This window comes from Thalassobacillus cyri, assembly GCF_900107755.1.
Lineage (GTDB): Bacteria > Bacillota > Bacilli > Bacillales > Halobacillaceae > Thalassobacillus > Thalassobacillus cyri.
On sequence record NZ_FNQR01000014.1, the window covers coordinates 70,468 to 92,110 of the forward strand.

Sequence of the window (21,643 nt, forward strand, 5' to 3'; positions counted from 1 at the left end):
CTTATCTTAAACTGTCCGAGTCAGTTGTTTTTATGTTGTTGCTTTGCTATCCCCTTATCAACGCTTTGGTTCCATGTATCCCCACCATCATGGGAAAAGTAGATATCCTTTGTATTGGTAGCAAAAACAAGTTCATCCTTGTTTTCCGGATTTTGTTTCACATAAGCTATCGAATCACCATCCAATGTGGGAATATCTAATTCAGATACTTCCCTATCAGGTAGTTCGATTCGAAATAGCTTCACACCGTCGGCCTGTGTGGCTACCAGCAGATTATTCTGGTGATCAAATGAAATAGCTGAAATTTTAACTAATCTCGGGAGTTTTTCAAAATGATTACCATGATCATCCGACAGGAAAGCGCCTTGATTGGTCCCTATAGCAACGACTCCTTCTTTTGTTGGATGAGCTGCGAGAGAGGTAGCTTGCCCTTCTAAGCCTTGTAACAAGCTTTTATTCCAGGTTTTTGTGTCATCAGATGAATAATAGAACCCCGGTTGGTCCATGCGCGAATTTTCCGATGGATTAAACACATAAATCTCTTGTGTTTCATATCCCACTGTCATTCCATGGAAGTCTACCTCGCCATATAAGTCAAGCTTCTCCAGGGTTTTTCCTAGGTCTTTAGTCTTCACAATACCCAGTGGGTTAGCTAAGTCAGAATTAGGCGCAGGATGGCCGCTACTATAAAACCCTTCCTTTACCATGGAGAAGCCCATGTAGTCATGCTTTTTCCCTTCCTCAGGAACGGTCCATAAGCCATCTTTGTAGACCCGTAATCCATCATGTGCCGGTACAAACAGTTCTTTCCCATCGCTCGTATATCCAAGCCCATGAATATGCTTGAAGGTGACTTCTTTTTCCCCACCATTAATATTGATCATCATTAAAAAGAAAAGAGTTGATACGGAAACTAGCACGGAAATCCATTTATATGTTGCACGCCTTTTTGAAACGGCATGGTGTTTCTTGCGATTTTCTTTATTTTTCACATCAAGATTATTCATTTTTCGCTTCATCCATATAACTAATCCAAGAAAAGTCACCAATACTAAGAGAGAAGCAATGAAACCATAGTTCCAATAGTTAACCACTTCTTCATTCTCATGTGTTTCTGTGCCATGTGCAAGTACATTAATCGGAATAATAAACAAAATAAAATTTATAGCTGATAAAAAAATTAATTTTTTCATGATTTTTACGCTCCTGTGAAATTTATAGTACCTAACCGCGTGTTGTATGAGTAAATGGATATTCTCTATTACCAATATGTTAACGTATCGAGAATTCCAAGTAGGATCAGCAACCAACCGGCAACTTGCTGAACGACTTGTCCAAACTTTCGACCTCTTTTCATCAACTTTCCACCTAATTGGAAATACCAGATCAAAAATATAGCAATAAATAATGGTATAGAGGTCGCCAAACCGAAGATCGGTGGTAATATCGCCCCGTATGATGTAGATAAAACAAGTGGCATTAATGTTATAAAAAATAAAATGAACATAGTTGGACAAAAAGCTAAAGTGAAACTAACCCCCATTAAAAAGCTGCCGAATTTACTATCTTTCAAGTAACGTTCCGGTACCTTCCCTATCTTAATTGTCCACCGCATCTTAAAAAAACCAACCATAAACATTCCGATAAAAATAAGCAAGGGACCGATTGCTTTTCTCATGTATGGTATGAACAAGGTTAGATTTGCTTGAAACTCATTACCGAGCATCCATACAATTAAGCCGAGGATTGAGAAGACCGCCACCTTCCCTAGGGTAAACAGAAATATATGCTTCCATGGAATTTTCTGTTGCAACGAACGGGTTCCATATATGGTGATAGCTCCGAGGTTTCCTGTAAACTGACAAGGGGCCAGAGCACCTACCAGACCAAGTATAAAAGCAGAAAAAAGGGGAAACCCTGTCCATTGATTTGCCAAACTTACAAAAGGACTGCTTAGAAAATTACTGATATCACTAAATACTTGATACATATCATTCCTCCTACTAATACCAAAAACTGAAATGCCTTTTCATTTTATATTATTTGTATGTATAAATTGTGAGGAATTAAAGAATACGGATGTTTTTATCGATATACCATCTTGAATGAAAAAAGCTCAAAGGAAAGAACTCCTTTGAGCTCATTATCTAGTCATTTTTAAAAACCAGTCCATCCGCCAAAAAATTGATTCGTAATGAAAGAAGTAAGACGGGTCATCCATCCGAATAACAGAAAAATTCCCATAAATATCATGGTATAGCCACCTATTTTCACAATTCTCCGGTTATGCCGCTTGATCCATTTCATACGTCCGATAAAAAATGCCATCGTAAAAAATGGGATAGAAAAACCTAATACATAAGCGATCATATAGACTACCGCCTGGTCAGGGGCAGACACCCCAAGTGCTATGACGGCTGCCAGAATCGGTCCCGTACAAGGCGTCCAGCCTGCAGCAAATGCCATTCCTACCGCACTGGATCCAATATAACCTTGGGGACGGTGTTTTAACGTCACCTTGTAATCCTTCATTAAAAAATCAGGCTTGAAAATACCTAAAGTAATCAGTCCCAGCACAATAATCAAGACGGCTCCAAGCTGCCGAATCAAGTCATCATAACGCATGAACCAATTCCCAATCCAGGATGTGGAAAACCCGATGGCAATGAATATTATCGAAAATCCAAGTAAGAAAAATAATGTATGCATCAACGGAGCTTTTTGCATCATAACATTCTTTTGCTTGAATTCATCGACGGATATCCCTGTAATATACGAGAGAAAAGCTGGGTAGAGGGGCAGGCAGCAGGGAGAGATGAACGATAAGAAACCTGCTCCGAACGCCAGAAAAATATTGATATCAGCCATTTGGACCATTCCAATCCTTTGGCTGGATCTGTTTCATATAGCCTCGGATTTCTTCTTCCGTCATGCCTGCGGTATTCCGATTAACCACTTTTCCATTTTCATCAATCAAAAAAGTGACTGGGATCGGACTGATTCCGTAAGCATCCAGTAATTGAGAATCCTTATCTAATAACACGGGGAAAGTCATTCCCTTTCGCTCAACAAATGCTTGTACAGTAAGCTTCGGTTCCCCGACATCCACTGCCAGCACTTCAACACCTTTGTCTTTGAATTTTTGATATTGACTTTCTATGTAGGGCATTTCTTCTTCACAGGGTTTACAATAGGTAGCCCACACATTCAGAAACACCCCTTGCCCGCGATAATCACTGAGTTGAACAGTATCACCAGACAAAGTTTCTAACCGAAAGTCAGGTGCCTGATCGCCTGCATTAACAACATCAGAATCCTTCATGACGTTCTGATAAATAATAAATCCAATTATAAAAACAAACAGTCCCAGGATGGTAGACCGCATAATGAATCGTTTCTTTTGTTTATTCACTACTTGCCCTCTCTTTCTGCTGTATTGATGAAATATGCTTTAAAGTGAGACTAATAATTCAGAACGGAAAATAACAGCACATGCTATGATAACAAGAAATTATGTGGATTTTATGTGTCCAATAAATTATCTTGGAATCTTAATTGTTTTAAAATAATTTCACATAGGAAAAAGACGATTCTTCAACCGTCTTCTTCATTGATAGGCTATTGAATTGTTTTAAACCCGGATAGTAATCACTTATTCTCATTTATTGATGTGAAGTTATAACTCTACCAGAACTATCACTAAACGGAGGAAATTAGCAATGTCCGTCCATAAGCAAAGGAAACGGCACTTCTTCTTTTATGATCGCCCTCTTATACGGGAACCTTGATATCAAGTTTTTCTGAAGTTAACACTTACTATTTTTCTATGTACTTTATATTTACTCATACAGACTAAGCAAATAAAAAAGCTTCTACAGCTGTATAAATACACAATAGTGCAATGCCAACTAGCAAATAACCTAATAAGGAATTGCGTATTTTCTTGAATTCTTCAAGTCCCATCACTAACATAAGAGATCCTAAAAACATACTCATATATGGAAGTAAAATAGATGAATTTTCAGTTATTAAGCCGTAACTGGATAGAGACAGGACTAGAATAGCTAGAATAACCCTAGTAATTTTCAGCAAACCTTCACCCCATTTAAATCATTATTAAGGACTTGCCCCCGTTTGTTGAAGACTCGAAATCAAGATAATCTGACGGAAAAGTCTGGGCTTTAGCACTGGCCATCAAATTTTAAAAGCTCGATATTAAGATTTATTTAGATAAAAAAACACACTTTTAATTTAAAACTTTCCTAGTCTAACACTTTAGATTTTTTAAAAATGCTTCCCAAAAGACAGTCTAAGCACTAATATATGCCTTGTTTGGCCATGGTCTTTTTCTTTATTACTTTCTCCTCAGCCCATAAACCAATTTCGATGACAAGAGCTATCAAAACCACCCATGCCCATAGTGACAAAAATAGCTCATGGAACTCATAGAAATTGTTTTTGTGATAAGTGTTTTTATGCATTACCATTGTAAAAGCATAAAACATCCCAAACGTGAAATTTCGTGACCATTGGCTAACATTGTAGGAGAAGATGCCTTCTCTCCAACCTTTTTGCCGGACACGCTTGATAGCACGAACGATCTCCAAACCTTCCACTAGACAAAAAATTACCAGAACAAGCATCCAATAATAAAGAAGAATCTCTTCTTGAAACATTTTTGTCGAAACAATGGCAAGCCCTGTAATCGAAAGAGCACCATGGATAATGCAATTGGTATTCGTCCAATCTTCCATTAAGGACCACTCTGTTTCAGCATATCGTTTAAAAATAAGAATGAGGCCACTCATATAAAAAAGGAGCCCAAGGGCAAATGCAGATAGGCTGAAGATATCAGGTAAGGAAGGAAACACTTCATTCCATAAGATGACCACTGATTGTGTTGCTACAGCTGATAAAAGAACAACACCATGGATGGCATGGAATACTGGACAATTCCACAATTGTTTAAAATTCATAAAACATATATAAAGAAACATTATCCAGAGCAATGAATTGATAACCGCTAAAGCAGCCACCATTAAATGAAGCAAAGGAAGATACCTCTCCAATACAATACTCAACATAGAAAAACCAGCAATCCACGAACGAGAACGAACGAATTGACTGGGTTTTTAAGTAGAGAGGTAAGAAAACCTTTTTGGAAGACCTGCCGGAATAATTTCGAATATATGGCAATAGAAAGAAGCAGATAAACAAAAACGAACCATCTACCAGCTGTTTGATTTAGAAAATGGCTCATCGCACCCTGTAAAAAAACACCTAATGCCATGACAATCGCACCCGAGGCTGGGTTTAATATTTTCCTTTTATAAACATTCATCGTTCTTTTCACCTCTTCTAACTCACAAACCACCTGTTCATTGTACGATTTTCTTACATTAATTTAAAGAATCGGGTACGAGGGGGCTCAAAACTTTTATAACATACTCAGAACCATAATTATTTCGACACGGAGTCTTCAACTATTCTGCGCGTTAGCTATAAAGCGATTGCTCATATTGAACAATCGCCCCCTTTAACAGAAGACTTGATTTCGAGATATTCTCTTAAGCGTCTTTTACTTTAGCCAGTCGTTAGTCGAATACCTAATTACGTTTAATCAGGTTTCCATTTTCATCGAAGAATTTATAATTACGGAATTCATTGCCGTCTTCACTCGGTCGAGGATAATCAAGCCACGCTACGGAAGCTTCATAAGGTGTGAATTCTTGTTCAAATAGATTCCCATTTATCTCTTTTATTCTCCGAATTAGTAACAATCATCATATTTGACTCTTCCGTTAAAGGCAGAAACATACTAAGTGATTCATCTCTTCCATGTTCTATATGCCTCAATACATAGTTACCATTCCCATTTTTCTTTTCCATACTTTTCCTCCTAAGAATCTATGCCGTTAATTCACATTACTGCTCCGTCAGTTATACAATCTAAATTCCTAAAAACTCGTATGCTTATGTAATAAGGGCGAGCACTCTTTTAAGCAATCGCCCCCTTTAACAGAAGACTTGGCTTCACTAAACTATGGTGTGTAAGTGCATCTCAATTTTAAATGCCCTGAAGCCTTTTGGAAACGGCATCTGTAGCGCCCAAGAGGCAAAGAGCTAATTCTTCCTTAATATAAGGGGCCACATCCACATAGAAGGTAAATGTTTAGCTAAAAAAACAAAAGTATTTACATGTGGAATTATTACCTTTCAATCAAAAGCGCTATTGTTAGGTCCTCCAGGTAAGGATTTAAGGATAATAACAGTTATTCGTGAATTAGATGATATTATAACTGATATTAACTTAGACGAGGGTAGTACACCTGTATAGGTATGCCTATACAGGTGTACTGTAAATTTTATTTCATAACCTCGTAGTCCATCCTCATTGCACCACTATTTTCATAAAGTTGAGTATTTAAGAGTTTTAAATCGTTTTTGGCTGTAATGTTATCAAGGTAGCGCTGTCCGCTGCCAAGGATAACAGGATGGATGACTATGCTTATCTCATCCGCCCAACCCTCATTCATTAGACTCTGCACAAGTCCTGCACTCGACGTAACCATGATGTCGCCTTGGATTTGATCTTTGAGCTTAGCAATATTTTGACTTAAATCACCGGCTAGGAGGGAAATGGTGCTGCTATAATTTCCCCAGTGCACCTCCCTCATATTCATATTACGAGTAGCTACATATTTGGGAGTATTGTTCATGACATCAGCAAAATCTCCTTCTTGAAACGGCCAAACTTGTGATAAGCCTTCGTAGGTAACCCGGCCCATCAAGATGGCTTCGGCCTGTTGGGCCATAGCCAGGAGGTCATTCATTGAATCCGTAATACCAGGCATAGCCCAGCTCATCATATTATTTTCGTCTCCATGCGGTCCTGTGAAAAAACCATCCAAAGTACTGTGAACTGACACTATAATTTTTCCCATCTATTTATCCTCTTTCCATTTAATATTTTAGGGTGTCTGACTTTTTCATTTATTTATAGTTGTTTTAAATATTCGTCTAGTTCTTCATAATGTGATGCTAAGCCTTTAACCATACCCATATCCATAACTTTTGGAAGTTCTTCTTCTGATTTAAACTGTGTACGTAATATAAGTTTTGTCTTACACTGATGTTCTTCCAATTTTAATGTGATAAACATTTCTGGAGCATTCGGTACAGGATTGCCTTTCTCATCAGCAAAAACGTCGGTATAAACAATCTTCTCAGGAGAAATAATTTCATGAAATACTGATCTTCCCCAAGATTCTTGCCCGTAAAAATCACCTTGGTCCTTATCAATACAACGCATACAATAATGCCATACACCATTCGGTTCAAATTCAAAACGATAAATTGTTGTATCCCAACCTTTTGGCCCCCACCAACTTGCCAAATGATCAGGTTCCGAGAACGCCTTAAACACGAGATCCCTTGGTGCATTAAACATTCGTTCAACCACCAGGTCTTTACCTTCCACCCTATGCTTCATTTGTGAACTTACTTTGTTTTCATTCATCTACATTCCTCCAACTTAAAAATATTTTGAAGTGAAAAATTATTAGTACTCCAAATGACAAGTTGGTTACACAAAGGTGAAGTTCTTTTTAATCGTCATTATTCCGTTCTTTCTTCTGCAGTTCATTTAGATAATCATCCAACTGGTCTAATCGATCCTCCCAAATCGATTTGAAGGAATCAAGCCAAGCATCTAAGTCTTGGAATGGCTCTGGTCGTAGCTTGTAAATTCTTCGGTTCGCCCTTGGTAGTACCTCAACGATTCCTGCATCATGAAGTACTTTTAAATGTTTAGAAGCTTGAGGTTGACGCAGTTGGAGTTTATCAGCTATCTCTCCTACTGTTAACGGTTTAGTCTTTAAAAGTTCGATTATTTTTATTCGATTTTGTTCTGCTAGAGCACTTAATATTTTTTCCATATTTCAAATATATCCAAACAGGAATATTCCGTCAAGTGAATATTTAAAACACTTATAACAAAAGTCAGACAACACGGTTGCTATCTGACTTCTTTTAAGATTACCCTGTATGTAGTTGCTTATTTACCGCTTCAAAAATCACCATGTACACTTCCTCATTCTCACTTATTTCACCAATTATACAATAGTTCTAATTATACTAACCTGCCCTTTACTTTAATAAAAAAGAGCTATCCCTTCTTGCAGAATAGCCCCCGTTACTTAAACAAGATACCCGAACATATCTTCATCTCTTAACTACAACTGACTATATTACTGTATCTGTTGAATTTCCTCTGTATTATAGTCGACCGTAAATTTTTTTTAACTTTTACTTCGCCATTTACGGTTTCGTAAACTCTAATGAAATATTTTGTTCTTTCTTCTTTTACATAGTCAACGGTAATTTCTTTTTTTCTTCATCACTGAGCTCGTTATAAACAAGTACTTCACCATCATCTTTTGATAAAATACCTTTTTCTTTCGCATATTTATCGTTAACCGTAGCTTCGCTTCCCATTTCATCATCTTCTTCAACTAATCTGCCGTTAGCACAACTAGAGACAAGCTAATATGCAGCTATTGCCCCCTATAACGGAAGACTTGATTTCGAGATATTGAAGCAGATCCTCAACTAACGCCCCCGTTAGCTTAATAATGAAGTTATTCAATCTCTAAAGAAAAGGCATAACTTGCAGTACCTTGTTCCCAATGTGCTAACACCTCGTAAACAACTTTTCCTTTGGCAGACAGAACAACCTCATCGGAGCTGTTCACAACCTTGTTGTCTTCATCCCATATCCTCACGGTATAGCTCTCTGGCTGTTCTTCGAAGTCCAATTCAACATTGGTATCGGCTGGTACCTGCATTGGATTACTATCTTTAACCAATTCTGGCGGTGCAGAAGAACCCGCCTCTATTCCACTTGCTGTTCCGTCTCCATTATCTACACTCCAACTATAAGTACCAAGCGATGGTCTTACAGTCTCTTCTCCAACATAGACGGTTAGACTTGGCGGCTTAGGAATAGCATCCCCTGAAGAACCGTCCAACTCTTCATTGTTACTAACCTCCATAACTTCATTATCATTATCAACTTTTTCATCCGTATCATTTATGTCAGAACAACCCATTATTGATAAAAAACATATAAGTGTTAAAGCAAAAAGTAAAAATCTAAAATTCATCATAATACCCTCCTTACTATGTAGACGATAAATAAGTGAGAGCGTTACAGTATACTATTAATTGGTAATAAACTCTACTGCCCCGTTAGCACAATAACGGATAGGCCCTATTCAGCTATCGCCCCCTTTAACAGAAGACTCGATTTCGAGGTTTCCTTGAGTAATCTTAAACCAACTCCCACTTAAGTTTAAGTACATTAGTTCACATATTTTATCTAATCTGTTATTTCTTTTTCTAAACAATAATGTGGTTTGCCATTGTAATCTACCTCTTTATACTTTACGAATCCTACAGAATTCCAGAAGTAAATGCCCTGCTTATTAATTTTATGTACAGCCAGCCTTATACTATCTTTCTTTTTATCTCTAATCATCTTTTCAAATTCATGGTAAACTTTTTTAGCAATTCCACTTCCTTGATAGTTTTTATGGATTACAAAAAGGCTAATCCAAGTCCTTTCATCAGCAGAATTATTCAAACAATAGTCAACTATACCTATATATTTTTCATCATTCTTTACAAATAAGCGAATTACGTTTAATTCTTCACTTTCTTGAAATTCTTCTAAAATGTCACTCTCTTCTACTATCTCTTTTTGTTTAGAAATACTATTGTATCTTTGATTAGAGTTCATAATATCCAATTCTATATGCTTCTTATCTATTGTGTTAGGAACAAAAGAAATCATAATAATTTCCCCCTCATATAATTAACCTGCTCCATTAGTGAAAAAGCGATCGTCCATATTAAACAATAGCTCCCAATTGTGGAAGACTCGACTTCAAGATAATAGTAATCAGCCGGAGGTACAAAATAGCTCTATCATCTCTAACTTCGAATAAGCTATTCATCCAGTGGGGGGGGGAAGGAGGGTTTGGAGACGGAAGTATTGCGATAGCAACATTGGATCCGGCATTCCAGGGGGGGTTAATTGATGGGCCAACTTTTCAAATGATAAACAAAGCTGCTGAGTAAGTCTGCAGCTTTGTTTAATTTTAACCCGACGATTTTATATAAAATTAAGCATCCTTGACACAGGTATACATATTTATCCATGACCTACTCTTTATGGTATTTAAAATCTATGTTTATATGAGTATGCCTTCAAAATTAACCTGTGATGATATCTTCTTCAGGATATTGAATAATATCTGGGGTTTGCCTTGCAAATGCAAAAGCGAAAGTTAATGGTCCTAGTTTCCCGACGAGCATAGTGATTATAACCGTTATTTTACCCAGTGTTGACAAACCTGCTGTTACTCCCATGGATAACCCGACTGTCCCAAAGGCAGATACACTTTCGAATAACAACGGCAGAAAAGGGGCTTTTTCAGTAATATTTAAAATAAATACAGCTGACATCACTACTATGATGCTTCCCATGGTAAGTGCCAAAGAACGGTATACGACGTAATCACGGATACTTCTGCGGTAAATAACAGCGTGCTGTTTCCCTTTAAAAAACGCGACTGTCCCGAGTATTAATATTAGAGCCGTAGTCAGCTTGATCCCTCCAGCTGTAGAGGCACTTCCCCCTCCAATAAACATCAGCACAATTGTATAAAATAAGGAAGCATCTTCCATTTGGCCTGTGTCAATCGTATTGAACCCGGCTGTCCGTGGTGTGACAGCTTGAAAGTATGCTGCCTGGATCTTTCCGTAGAAAGGCAAGCTGCCTATTGTACCTGGATTATTATATTCTAATATGAAAAGCATCAATATGCTGAAAACATTGATACTAAGGGTCCCGACCACCATGACTTTGGTGTGTAACGAATAACCTTTAAATTCCTTCTGTCTCCACATATCAAAAACAACCGTAAAACCAATACCTCCAATTATAAATAACAATGTTATAACCAGATTAATCACAGGATCCATGACATAATCAGATAAACTATTGGACCATATCGAAAAACCTGCATTATTGAACGCAGAAACGGCATGGAAAACACTGGCATAGACCCCCTTGGACCATCCCATTTCCGGAACCCATCTTGCGGCAAGAAAAACGACTGCTATTGATTCCACAATCAAAGAAAAAAGCAGCAGCTTTTTGGCTAGAAGAATGACTCCTCCCAGAGAAGATTGATTTAAAGCCTGTTTGACTAATAACCGTTGTTTAAAACCTATCTTTTTGCCAAGTGCCATAAAGATGACAACCGCAAATGTCATGATTCCCAACCCGCCAAGCTGTATTAGAAGAAGTATGATTATTTCTCCGAATAACGTATAGGCTCCACCAGTATCTACCACCACTAGCCCGGTGACTGTCATGGCAGATGTTGCGGTGAACAGAGCATTGACAAATGATATCCCATCTTTGTTAGAAAAGGGAAGCATCAATAGGATGGTGCCGATTAAAATTAATGAAAGAAATATAACAATTAATAGTTGTGGTGGTTCTAAATCAGCTAATTTCTTCTTCATGAATGATCCCCTTAGTAATCGTGATATTTTATTTAATTAAGCGGTACCTAGAATGAAGAATGCTAATCGTTATCTAACATATGATTTCTGAATCGTTTGATATCCTTATCCGCCCCGACAAGAACCATAACATCCCCTTCAGTTAACAGTTTGTCGGGTTCAGGGGAAATGTTTATTTCTTTGTCTCGCTTAATGGCTAAAATATTAATGCCAAAATTGGAACGTACATCAAGATCGTCTAACGATTGACCCACCATTTCCCGGCCAATGACAATTTCTACTACACTATATTCGTCAGATAACTCGATATAATCCAGTACACTGGAAGATATTATTTTATTAGCCACACGTTTCCCCATATCTCTTTCCGGTTGGACAACAATGTCAGCACCTATCCGATTTAATATAACTTCGTGATAATCGGAAATTGCTTTTGTGGTTACTTTTTTGACCCCAATTTCTTTTAGAATGACTGTCGCCAATAAACTGGATTGAATATCATCGCCAATCGCCACGATAGCATGGTCGACGTTACGAAAGCCTAATGCTATCAAGGTTTTTTTATCTGTGGCATCGGCTATGACTGCATGGCTGGCGATATTCATGTACTCATTTACGATATCTTCACTCTGATCTATCGCTAAGACTTCATAACCTTCTTTACTTAATGTTTTGCAGATACTGCCTCCGAATCTTCCAAGTCCGATTACCGCATATATTTTGTTCATGATGGCTACCCCTTTAAATTTTTTCATCAAAAAAACCGCAAAAGAATGGCTTTTTGCGGCATATGGACTTCTTCTAGACAGACGAATCCAATCTCATTCTTCCCTTTATACGCTTATGAGGTTAGCTGTCGGATTCGGGTATAAAGAGTTACCCTACCAACGAAACAATATTTCGTCAGATTCACCCCTAGTAGCTGGTCATTGCTACAAAAAACGGGTCCCCCACCTTCCTTATATAGAAAGTTAAGCGATGTTATTAATTTTTATATGTGAATTTTACTCCTTGAATTGGCGGAAGTAAAGAGCTAATTTATAATTCAAGCTATTACCTCTTACCATTTAAAATAAATAATAAAAGAGTTACTCCTGCTCTAAGCAATTCTTATACTTTCCCTATATTTTATTCTTTTGTGCGCTATGGTAATTTAAGGTGTTGTACATCAGCCCGCCCAATAATTCCGATGATTGTATAATGGTAGAGGCTCCTACCCTTTTGGCATTTTCAGCTTGTTTTCTGGTCAGAATTTCTGTGATTACTCTTACATTAGGGTTGGCGGCTTTGGCAGCCACTGTAAACATAATACTTTGGTGATCCGCTTCTTCCTCTCTTTTAGCAGGGTCCGATGTGATCATTACAATTTTGGCATGCTTTATATCTGCTTTTACTAATACATCCGGGTTGTAGGCATTCCCTTTAATAAATGATACGTCCTTCGGGAGCTCGTCAGGAATGAACTTTAATGAATCATCAATTAAAATGATTCCTTCCTTTTTTCCATTATCCCTAATTTTTTGAATAAGCTGTTTAGAACATTTATTCCATCCGATAATGATATGATGATTTTCCATCACTTTCCCTCCCTTGCATGTTTTGGGTAAATAAATAATGGTGGCTTTCATCCTGTTAATATGTCTTCCTTAGCATATCGAACTCGAACCTTGGGCTGGTTTGCCAGTGCAAACGCAAGCGTTAATGGTCCTACCTTCCCTATAATCATGATCATGGGGATAATCAGTTTTCCAACCCAGGTCAGTTCTCCAGTTAGTCCCATAGATAAACCAACTGTTCCAAATGCCGACACTGCTTCGAAAACAATCTTGAGAAAAGGAGCATCTTCTGTAATATCTAAAATAAAGATACCGACCAATATAAAAGAAAAACCTATTACAGTGATAGCTAATGAACGTACCACCGTCCGGTCACTAATTGATCGCCTGAAAACCTCTATATCTTCCTTTTTCTTTACAAAAGACAACACAGAAAACATGATTGCAAAGAAAGTGGTCAGCTTTATCCCCCCTCCCGTCGAGGCGCTTCCGGCCCCAATGAACATTAAAATAATCATGAAAAAAAGAGTCGAATGATTCAAAGCACCGATATCAACGGTATTAAATCCCGCAGTTCTTGGGGTTACTGCCTGAAAGTATGCAGCCTTAATTTTATCAATGATAGAGAGTCCTCCTAGTGTGTCGAGATTATAATACTCAAGAAGGAAGACAAAACAAAAAGCTATCAGGTTAATAAGCAAGGTTCCAACAAGCATTAGCTTTGTGTGTAAACTGAAGTCTTTAAACCTTTTCTTCTTCCATATATCAAATATGACGGTAAATCCCACACCACCCACAATGAAAGATGTAGTAATGATCACCATTATAAAAGAGTGATCGATAAAGCTGGATAAACTATCCGACCAAATGGAGAAACCCGCATTATTAAATGCAGAAACAGCATGAAAAAAACTGGCATATACCCCATTCTTCCATCCAAAAACAGGTATCCAGAAAACACAAAGCAAAATAAAAGTGATAAATTCCACGGCTAAGGAAAACAACAATATTTTCCTTGCAAGTAAGATGATCCCCCCAACGGAGTTCTGGTTTAACGATTGGGTGATCAAGACATGCTCTTTAAACCCTAGTTTTCTTCCGGACATAAGGAAAATGAAAACAGCGAAGGTCATGATTCCAAGCCCGCCGATTTGAATCAGAAGGATAATCACAACCTGGCCAAACAAAGTAAATGCGGTCCCAGTATCTACTACGATCAGTCCGGTAACCGTCAAAGCAGATGTAGCTGTAAAAAAAGCATCAATAATAGTAATACCATCGGTTGTAGCAAAAGGCAGTTTTAACAGCATGGTGCCCACTGTAATAAATACGAGAAATATTAGTAACAAAAATCGTGGAGGGTTTAATTGACTAGTAATAATTTTTTGAAACAAGGCTACACACCTTCTTGCTCAAAACGGCTAAGATCCACATTGCTTCCAACCATAACCAGGATATCCCGACTCTGAATTTGCGTATCCAATGAAGGAGAAATTAAAATATTATCTTCACTTTTCTTAATCGCAATAATGCTACAGTTATATTCATATCTAATCTCCAGTTCTGATAACCTTTTTCCTGCTATCTTATCACTGGCTTTAATTTCAACAATGCTGTATTTATCAGATAGCTCGATATAATCAGTGATCTTTTCCGAAACAATGTGATGCGCTATCCGAAATGCCATATCTCGTTCCGGATGAATGATTTTATCTGCCCCGATTTTCTTCAGGACCTTTTCATGGTATTCGTCGTGTGCTTTTACCCATACTTGCTTTATCCCCAATTCTTTCAGGATAAGGGTTGCTAAAATACTTGATTGTACCCCTTCCCCTAAACTGATCATGACATAATCGAAATTCTTTATTCCCACTGCTTTTAGAGAGTCTTCGTCGATGGCATCTAATTCAGCTGCATGACTGGCAACCTTTGAATATTCCTGTACCCGTTCCAAGTCTTTATCTAAAGCAAGTACATCAACTTCAAGCCTAACCAACTCTTTGCATAGGTTTCCCCCGAATCGTCCCAGCCCAATTACGGCAAACTGCTTACGCCCTGGTTTCTGTTTCAATGTGTTACTTCCTTCCTTGGTCTGTTCTGATATCAGTTTTAACAAAATTTTGTCTTATTATAAGTGAAGTCCTTAAGTAAGGGAGATAAAAAGTATAGTCATTTATAAAAGGAGTAATACAAAAAGAGGAGGCGTTATTAGATAAACGCCCCCAATTGTGGAAGACTCGACTTCAAGATAATAGTAATCAGCCGGAGGTACAAAATAGCTCTATCATCTCTAACGCAGAATAAGCTATTCATCTAGTGGGGGGGGGAAGGAGGGTTTGGAGACTGAAGTATTCCGATAGCAACATTGGATCCGGCATTCCAGTGATTACGGCCACAGAAATGTACCAACCTCGCCATAGTTTTTACCATTGAATGACAAAAAGTGTACCGATGAATAACAGACTGTTTACCACTTCAAACCTTCAGTTGATAAAAGATTAAAAAACCATAATTTTGGGAATCAAAAATGTTATGGTTGTTATACTAATTTTACTGATTTTCAATAAGAACAGTCTTCTGCAAACGGGCCATTTTATGGAAGATCGCTTTCATAATAATTCAAACTAATTTTTATCATAACACCAAAAAAGAGCCTCCACGAGCCTCTTTTTTATATTTTTGTTTCTAAAGTATTAGATTAACGGGAGAAGTTATTTATCAATCTTTTCAGTAATAATCCGTCTACTCCCCCTGGCACCACGGACAATATGGGTAACCATATAGGACCGAACAATATTCCCATCACCTTAAAGTTAGTCGAAAAAATTAGACCAACTGTTACAAAATAGGCGGAAAAGACAAATGGTAAAAAGGCATATGATGATTTCCCTCCGCCTGCATCTTTAAAGGCCTCCCACATTGCAAAGAAATAAAGGCAGGGATAAAACATCAACCATCCATAATTTGTTTGGTATATAGCTTCTTCGATCTGACCGTGAAAACTTAAGATAATCACTTCGTTAAAATTGATTGAACGTTAATCAAAAATTCCAAACCAATAAAAAGCAGGCCTTTAAGGAACTTGCCGTTTAAAATTTGAACAAAGCCCGGTAAAGCAATACTCCAAAAAAGTTTTTCATATTTGCGATTTTGATTCATATTACATATTACCCGTCCCAAGTAATCGTAGATATTATCACAATTGTTCTTAAGTATTTCTTTTTTTCATGCCGTAAAAAGATTAGGCAAAACAAGGAAGTCCCAAAGATTTTTATTGTTCTAGTTTACTGCGTTCTGCCATCTGTGGCGGTTCTTCCATCCATCCGTTTTTAATCATTATCTTTGCACCTTCATGAGCATATTCGAAAGTATCCTTCGTGAAAAGTGTCATTTTTGCTGCTAGGTCGTTTCGTTGACTAAAGGCGGTTCCTAATGAATTCCCCCCCATAGCAAAACTACAAAAAAGACTGGTACAATACATCATGAGTTTATCCGAAAACGGGGAAACCGTTGAACGGGTTGCATGTCCGCCTGGAGCAGTAGGGGTTTGGATGCCATCTTCGAGAAACGTTTCACTCATCTCTTTAATAATACTTTTGGATAGCTCTGCGCCTTTTGAAAAAAATTTTTTCACCTCTTGTTCATTGGCACATTGAGCAAAACCAGTAATCATTTGTAAACCGACAACATTTGTTTCAATACCATGATAAACGTAAGCAACTTCCACCGTATTTAATGTTCGTTTCTTACCAATTTTAGTAAGTGGATTAAGTCCACCCAGATAGCTTTTATCTTTAACAAACTCAATGGAATCAGGCATTGAAGTATAAGGAGATCGAGCAATCATACCTTTGTCAATCAAATATTGTGTACAAGTATTGTAGGTTTCCTGAGTAATCGCGGTAAGATCCTTAAAGATCCCTACAATATCTTCGCGGTACGCCATGTTTATATTTAGTGTATGTAAGCCCATACTAATTTCTTTTAGTAATCGGACAAACATGATATCAAAACCATTGTCATACAGTTTTGGAACATCTTTATTGACATCTTTAGAGGTATATCCTACTGGAATTGCAGCGCCTTCACTTTTCAAAACTTCTGTTATCTTCTCAACGTATTTGTCTAATTTACCGTATAAATCAGTCATAATTTTTTCAGCTTTATCATCGTCGGCTTTTTCAATAAAGTACTCCAGCATCCGCATAATCATTGTTTTCTCTTGGTATGTTAGCCATAGAACGCCAAGTTCAGATGACGTTATGGTAGGTTTCTCAGGCATGTTATGTTCCCTCCGTGAATTGTTATTCAGTTTATAACCGTGCCATTAGTCTTTCTTAATCCTTATTTTTTATTACTTTAAAAACATTATTTTAGGCTTTCATGGGGTTGAGTTCTTAATAACTGTGAATAAAAAGTTAATAAATAGAGAAAAGGGTAAACAAGGTAATATATGCATCAGAAGAAAACAAAAAGATGCATGAAATTGCATTTATCGTATAGAAAAGAATCGAAGAGACTGTATAACAGCATTATAAGGCTGCACGTGGACATCCTGTTGTTAGTTTTATGTATGTATCTTATAACTTAGGACTCCCACATAGACGGTTAGACTTGGCGGCTTAGGAATAGCATCCCCTGAAGAACCGTCCAACTCTTCATTGTTACTAACCTCCTTAACTTCATTATCATTATCAACTTTTTCATCCGTATCATTTATGTCAGAACAACCCATTATTGATAAAAAACATATAAGAGTTAAAGCAAAAAGTAAAAATCTAAAATTCATCATAATACCCTCCTTACTATATAGACGATAAATAAATGAGAGCGTTACAGTATACTATTAATTGGTATTAAACTCTACTGCTCGGTTAGCACCATAAGCGATAGCTACTGTGCAGCTATCCCCCCGAGTTGAAACCTCAGAACAGAGATAAGAACCTTCATTTATATGTTTATTTTGCTAGTAAGTTCCTGATAATAATTTTTGTTGTTCTTCTCTAAATATTCCAATAGAGCCAGATGCATCCCAATTAAAATTCTCAAACAATTGTAGTAAAGTTTCAATTGCTATTTTGTCACTATCTGCAATTAATTCCTCTATTCCTGCACTTACGATACATTCTGCAGAATCTTCTATTGTAGAAACATAATCGCTGAATAGAGTCCGCATTGGTTCAAAGAAAAAAAGTTCTCTATCCTTAATACCAAAACATTCTATGCTGACTGTTATTTCATCACCAAGTATATTCGTTTGTGAGAGCCTAGATGCAAATTCAAAAATCTCAGTAAAAAGAAATAAGGTATTTATAATGGCCAACCCTCTACCTTTTACATTCCTTAAGTGTTGTTTATCTATGTAGTCTTCTCTCATAGCCTTAAAGTAAACAAAGTTACCGCTTTTATATAGCCTCAGTAGTTCCTTGTGCTCCCCCCAATTTTCTGATGCTTGGATAAAATTATTTCCATTTTCGATACTTCTAAAATGAGGAAAATTCCATCCCCTAAGACTAAGCTGGTTTTCCATAATTACTTTCCTGCAATTTGTTAAAGAGTCTATTCGGTTTTCAAGATAATAACTAGGTCTAATAGTAATTCTCCAGTATCCTGTTTCACGTATAGTAGTTAATACATCTATATCTTTAATCATTTGTATTTCTCTAGCATATTTTTCGTCGCTAGAATCACTATTCGTTACTTGTAAACCAGAGTCTCTTACACGTTTATAGAATTCTTTAACCCCTTTATTTATTGCGATATCAATTAACTCTCTCATCTCAGACTGACTTCTAATTTGAGCAGATTCAGGTTTTATTTTCGATCTAGAGAATACTGCCCCTTCCTTTAACCCTTGTTCTCCACTTCTTTTACAAACAATAGGTAGCTCGTCAAATTCAGGAATGCGTAACAATACAAAATACTTCCCATCTTCTTGTACAGGGTACATGTGGAAAGAAATTGGTGGATCGGCAAACTTATTTACCTCGACAATTATGTGGTCGTAGTTTAATATACCAAAATGCTCTAGCTCCATACCGGTTAATTTTTCCTCACCATATTTTTCTTCATCTATCCCTAATAATAAGTAACCACCATCTTTAGTATTACTCATTGCCAAAATACACTTTACAATCTTCACCTTATGCTGTGGGTTATTCCAATCATATGTCTTCTTAAATTCTATATTTCTAGTCTCCCCCTCTGCATCTAATAGTTCTAATATCTTGTCATACATAATACTTCCCCCTTTCTTAACCTAACCCAAAATATGAACCTCGTGATAATTTATAGAGTTATATTGGTTGTTTTCCTTTTGTAGTTATAAGATAAATTTTACATGTATTGTATTAATTTGTCACAATACTTATAAATTTATCTCGAAACTGAGTCTTCCATTATTCTGCCCTTTTCTGGAAGACTCAGTTTCAAAGTAACTAACCCATTGCTTAATACCAATTAATAATTTCCTACAATTTTTATTAAAGAACTCGGTTCTGTAGTTACCTATCCATTTATATTAAAAGAGTAATTAATTCGCATTATACATTATAATGCTTTTTTTGGTTGCGTATCAGAACAGATGTTCGTATAATATCGATAAGGAAGGTGACTAGCGTGAATTTTTCCCAGTATACTACATCATCTCTTGAAGATTGGATATCAAGCTGGTACATCGATCGCAATTTTCAATACCCTGGAGACTTGAATTTAAGAGTAATAGCTAAGAGACACAACATCTTTATTAACTACAAGCCTTTCGAATCGCATTTCACTAAATTTGGAAAGTACAAGGAAATTGTACTTAACTCCAATTTAAACAAGGTGACCCAAAGAGAACATTTCTTTCATGAACTTTGCCATGCTGTTCGACATGTGGGAAAACAAACCATGATGCCTAAAGCATTTAGAGAACTACAGGAACGCGATGCAAAATACTTTACTTTGTATGCAACAATGCCCTATCACATGATCAAAATATACAATCTCAATGATCAAGAGCTCTTATTAAAATGGGCTGAGGACTTTGAGGTCTCTTATGAACTATGTGAGGAACGATTGGAACAAATTAAACGACGTTCGGATTGTACCAAACTTTTTTACTCCATCAACTAATATTGAATCAGGAGGTGTCTAACATGCCTAGTTATCGAAGGCGAGGTAACAAAAACACATTTTTGTTGACAGTTGAAGCCGGCTTCAATGAACGTGGTAAGAGAACCCGGAGAACAAAAACAATAAAGGTAGATCCCTCATTGCTTAAAACCAAGCGCAAATTAGAGAATTACTTAAATCAAGAATTAGTAAAGTTTGAAATGGAAGTCCAAGCTGGTGAATACATTGCACCTGAGAAGCGCCAATTAAATGAGTTTGTAGAAGATTGGAGAGAAAAACATGCAAAGAAGAATTATGCTTATCGAACACTTCAAGGATACGACGAGAAATTAAACAACTATATACTCCCTCGATTTGGCCACCAAAAAATTGAACAAATCAAACCGATGCAAATAGTGAATTTCTTAGATGATATTTCTAAGCCCGGTGCAGGACGAAATAAGCAGGGTAAACCTTTGTCGCAAGCAACCCTTTACGAAATCGATAAGACCCTTCGCGTGGTCTTTAATAAAGCAGTAGAATGGCAAGTACTGAAACAGAGTCCACTTAAAGGTCTTAAAAGGCCCAAAATAAAGAAGAAGAAAATGCAGTATTTTGATGAAGATGATGTTATCGAGTTCATTAAAGCACTGTACAAAGAACCTATAAATTGGCGAATATACTTTCTAACTGCAGCTGTTGCTGGAATGCGACGTGGCGAAACACTAGCTTTAGAATGGAGCGATTTTGATTTTGAGAATCAGGATATACTTTTAACAAAAAGCATTCCTGATTTCGATAATGGCCGCCCAATTATTAAGAGTACAAAAACGGATGAAGATATAAGAAAAATTTCAATGCCTAAATGGTATATGGAGGAAGTGAAAGTTTTTTACCGTTACTGGTTAAAGGAAAAAATGATGGTTGGGACAAAATGGAGAGGTGATGATAATACATTTCTCTTCCATGGTGGTGAAGGAATTCCTTACACGCCTAATTCGGTCAATAAAACGTGGCGAAACATTAAACATCGCCATAATTTAAAGGACGTAAGAGTACACGATTTAAGGCATACTATGATCACGTACCTCCTTCAAGAAGGAGAAAGTCTAAAAAATGTTCAAGAACGAGCAGGACATTCGAGTTCAAGAATAACTACAGATACTTATGGCCATGTAACCAAAAAAGGCCACCGATCTACTGCAGACAGGTTCGAAAAATTCAATCCGAAGCATTTCGGCAACAACTCGGCAACAAGTGGGAGTACCTAATAAGGTGCTCCCTCTTAAAATGCCTTCATATCAAAGGTTACAGGGCATAAAAAAACGAGACAGATGGTGTTTCACTCACCCTGCCCCGAAGATGGAATCGTTATGATATTATACCTACATTTTATA

General features: G+C 37.0%; 24 protein-coding genes, 1 pseudogene and 1 riboswitch. Of the genes and pseudogenes, 2 read left to right on the plus strand and 23 right to left on the minus strand.

The genetic code is table 11. From position 1 onward, the window contains the following. Positions 1-20 precede the first annotated feature (20 nt). From BLV00_RS15570 to BLV00_RS15670, 23 genes and pseudogenes are all read right to left on the minus strand, one after another. Entirely contained in the window at positions 21-1,193 is a 1,173-nt protein-coding gene (locus tag BLV00_RS15570; protein ID WP_093045893.1) for a F510_1955 family glycosylhydrolase, read from the minus strand. A 68-nt stretch (positions 1,194-1,261) separates the two neighbouring features. Further along, the gene (locus BLV00_RS15575; RefSeq protein ID WP_093045894.1) at positions 1,262-1,990 is read right to left on the minus strand and encodes an urease accessory protein UreH domain-containing protein; all 729 of its coding nucleotides are present in this window, start codon (positions 1,988-1,990) and stop codon (positions 1,262-1,264) included. Positions 1,991-2,157: 167 nt separating this feature from the next. Then, entirely contained in the window at positions 2,158-2,868 is a 711-nt protein-coding gene (locus tag BLV00_RS15580) for a cytochrome c biogenesis CcdA family protein (protein WP_093045895.1), read from the minus strand. Further along, a complete protein-coding gene (resA, locus tag BLV00_RS15585) occupies positions 2,861-3,412 on the minus strand; it encodes a thiol-disulfide oxidoreductase ResA (protein WP_093045896.1) in 552 nt (183 codons plus the stop codon). Before resA ends, BLV00_RS15580 begins: the two co-directional genes overlap by 8 nt. 440 nt (positions 3,413-3,852) lie before the next feature. Next, the gene (locus tag BLV00_RS22775; RefSeq protein WP_425441697.1) at positions 3,853-3,996 is read right to left on the minus strand and encodes a DUF3953 domain-containing protein; all 144 of its coding nucleotides are present in this window, start codon (positions 3,994-3,996) and stop codon (positions 3,853-3,855) included. A gap of 320 nt (positions 3,997-4,316) precedes the next feature. Continuing rightward, the gene (locus BLV00_RS15595; RefSeq protein WP_143030737.1) at positions 4,317-4,976 is read right to left on the minus strand and encodes a TDT family transporter; all 660 of its coding nucleotides are present in this window, start codon (positions 4,974-4,976) and stop codon (positions 4,317-4,319) included. A 101-nt stretch (positions 4,977-5,077) separates the two neighbouring features. Continuing rightward, a complete protein-coding gene (locus BLV00_RS15600; RefSeq protein ID WP_093045899.1) occupies positions 5,078-5,341 on the minus strand; it encodes a hypothetical protein in 264 nt (87 codons plus the stop codon). A gap of 392 nt (positions 5,342-5,733) precedes the next feature. After that, complete coding sequence (locus BLV00_RS22055) at positions 5,734-5,889, minus strand: hypothetical protein (protein WP_176791618.1); 156 nt, start codon at positions 5,887-5,889, stop codon at positions 5,734-5,736. 476 nt (positions 5,890-6,365) lie between these two features. Continuing rightward, positions 6,366-6,944, minus strand: a complete 579-nt coding sequence (locus BLV00_RS15605) for a dihydrofolate reductase family protein (protein ID WP_093045900.1) — start codon at positions 6,942-6,944, stop codon at positions 6,366-6,368. Positions 6,945-6,997: 53 nt separating this feature from the next. Continuing rightward, positions 6,998-7,519 (minus strand): SRPBCC domain-containing protein, encoded by a 522-nt coding sequence (locus BLV00_RS15610; protein WP_093045901.1) that lies wholly within the window; start codon positions 7,517-7,519, stop codon positions 6,998-7,000. An 88-nt stretch (positions 7,520-7,607) separates the two neighbouring features. Beyond that, complete coding sequence (locus tag BLV00_RS15615) at positions 7,608-7,937, minus strand: ArsR/SmtB family transcription factor (RefSeq protein ID WP_093045902.1); 330 nt, start codon at positions 7,935-7,937, stop codon at positions 7,608-7,610. Positions 7,938-8,364: 427 nt separating this feature from the next. Then, positions 8,365-8,496, minus strand: coding sequence for a hypothetical protein (locus BLV00_RS22575; RefSeq protein WP_281243055.1), 132 nt, complete (start codon positions 8,494-8,496; stop codon positions 8,365-8,367). 143 nt (positions 8,497-8,639) lie between these two features. Continuing rightward, positions 8,640-9,164: a hypothetical protein gene (locus tag BLV00_RS15620; protein WP_093045903.1), complete on the minus strand. Its 525-nt coding sequence runs from the start codon at positions 9,162-9,164 to the stop codon at positions 8,640-8,642. Between the two features lie 215 nt (positions 9,165-9,379). Further along, on the minus strand, positions 9,380-9,853 hold the full coding sequence (locus BLV00_RS15625; protein ID WP_093045904.1) for a GNAT family N-acetyltransferase: 474 nt from the start codon (positions 9,851-9,853) through the stop codon (positions 9,380-9,382). Positions 9,854-10,275: 422 nt separating this feature from the next. Beyond that, positions 10,276-11,595: a TrkH family potassium uptake protein gene (locus BLV00_RS15630; RefSeq protein WP_093045905.1), complete on the minus strand. Its 1,320-nt coding sequence runs from the start codon at positions 11,593-11,595 to the stop codon at positions 10,276-10,278. A gap of 62 nt (positions 11,596-11,657) precedes the next feature. Then, a complete protein-coding gene (locus tag BLV00_RS15635) occupies positions 11,658-12,323 on the minus strand; it encodes a potassium channel family protein (RefSeq protein WP_093045906.1) in 666 nt (221 codons plus the stop codon). Positions 12,324-12,417: 94 nt separating this feature from the next. Then, positions 12,418-12,583: riboswitch (cyclic di-AMP (ydaO/yuaA leader) on the minus strand. A 133-nt stretch (positions 12,584-12,716) separates the two neighbouring features. Further along, a complete protein-coding gene (locus BLV00_RS15640) occupies positions 12,717-13,172 on the minus strand; it encodes an NAD-binding protein (protein ID WP_176791622.1) in 456 nt (151 codons plus the stop codon). 47 nt (positions 13,173-13,219) lie between these two features. Further along, on the minus strand, positions 13,220-14,545 hold the full coding sequence (locus BLV00_RS15645; protein WP_245728986.1) for a TrkH family potassium uptake protein: 1,326 nt from the start codon (positions 14,543-14,545) through the stop codon (positions 13,220-13,222). Between the two features lie 2 nt (positions 14,546-14,547). Next, positions 14,548-15,222: a potassium channel family protein gene (locus BLV00_RS15650; protein WP_093045908.1), complete on the minus strand. Its 675-nt coding sequence runs from the start codon at positions 15,220-15,222 to the stop codon at positions 14,548-14,550. Between the two features lie 627 nt (positions 15,223-15,849). Then, a pseudogene (locus BLV00_RS22395) lies at positions 15,850-16,310 on the minus strand (hypothetical protein). Positions 16,311-16,422: 112 nt separating this feature from the next. After that, positions 16,423-17,433: a DUF3231 family protein gene (locus BLV00_RS15660; protein ID WP_093045909.1), complete on the minus strand. Its 1,011-nt coding sequence runs from the start codon at positions 17,431-17,433 to the stop codon at positions 16,423-16,425. A gap of 285 nt (positions 17,434-17,718) precedes the next feature. Further along, on the minus strand, positions 17,719-17,940 hold the full coding sequence (locus tag BLV00_RS15665) for a hypothetical protein (RefSeq protein ID WP_093045910.1): 222 nt from the start codon (positions 17,938-17,940) through the stop codon (positions 17,719-17,721). A gap of 177 nt (positions 17,941-18,117) precedes the next feature. Continuing rightward, positions 18,118-19,389 (minus strand): AlbA family DNA-binding domain-containing protein, encoded by a 1,272-nt coding sequence (locus BLV00_RS15670; RefSeq protein WP_093045911.1) that lies wholly within the window; start codon positions 19,387-19,389, stop codon positions 18,118-18,120. A gap of 380 nt (positions 19,390-19,769) precedes the next feature. Here BLV00_RS15670 and BLV00_RS15675 point away from each other — a divergent pair, with 380 nt between their 5' ends. Together BLV00_RS15675 and BLV00_RS15680 are read left to right on the plus strand one after the other, a co-directional pair. After that, complete coding sequence (locus BLV00_RS15675; protein ID WP_093045912.1) at positions 19,770-20,267, plus strand: ImmA/IrrE family metallo-endopeptidase; 498 nt, start codon at positions 19,770-19,772, stop codon at positions 20,265-20,267. 23 nt (positions 20,268-20,290) lie between these two features. Further along, on the plus strand, positions 20,291-21,517 hold the full coding sequence (locus BLV00_RS15680; protein WP_093045913.1) for a tyrosine-type recombinase/integrase: 1,227 nt from the start codon (positions 20,291-20,293) through the stop codon (positions 21,515-21,517). Positions 21,518-21,643: the final 126 nt, after the last annotated feature.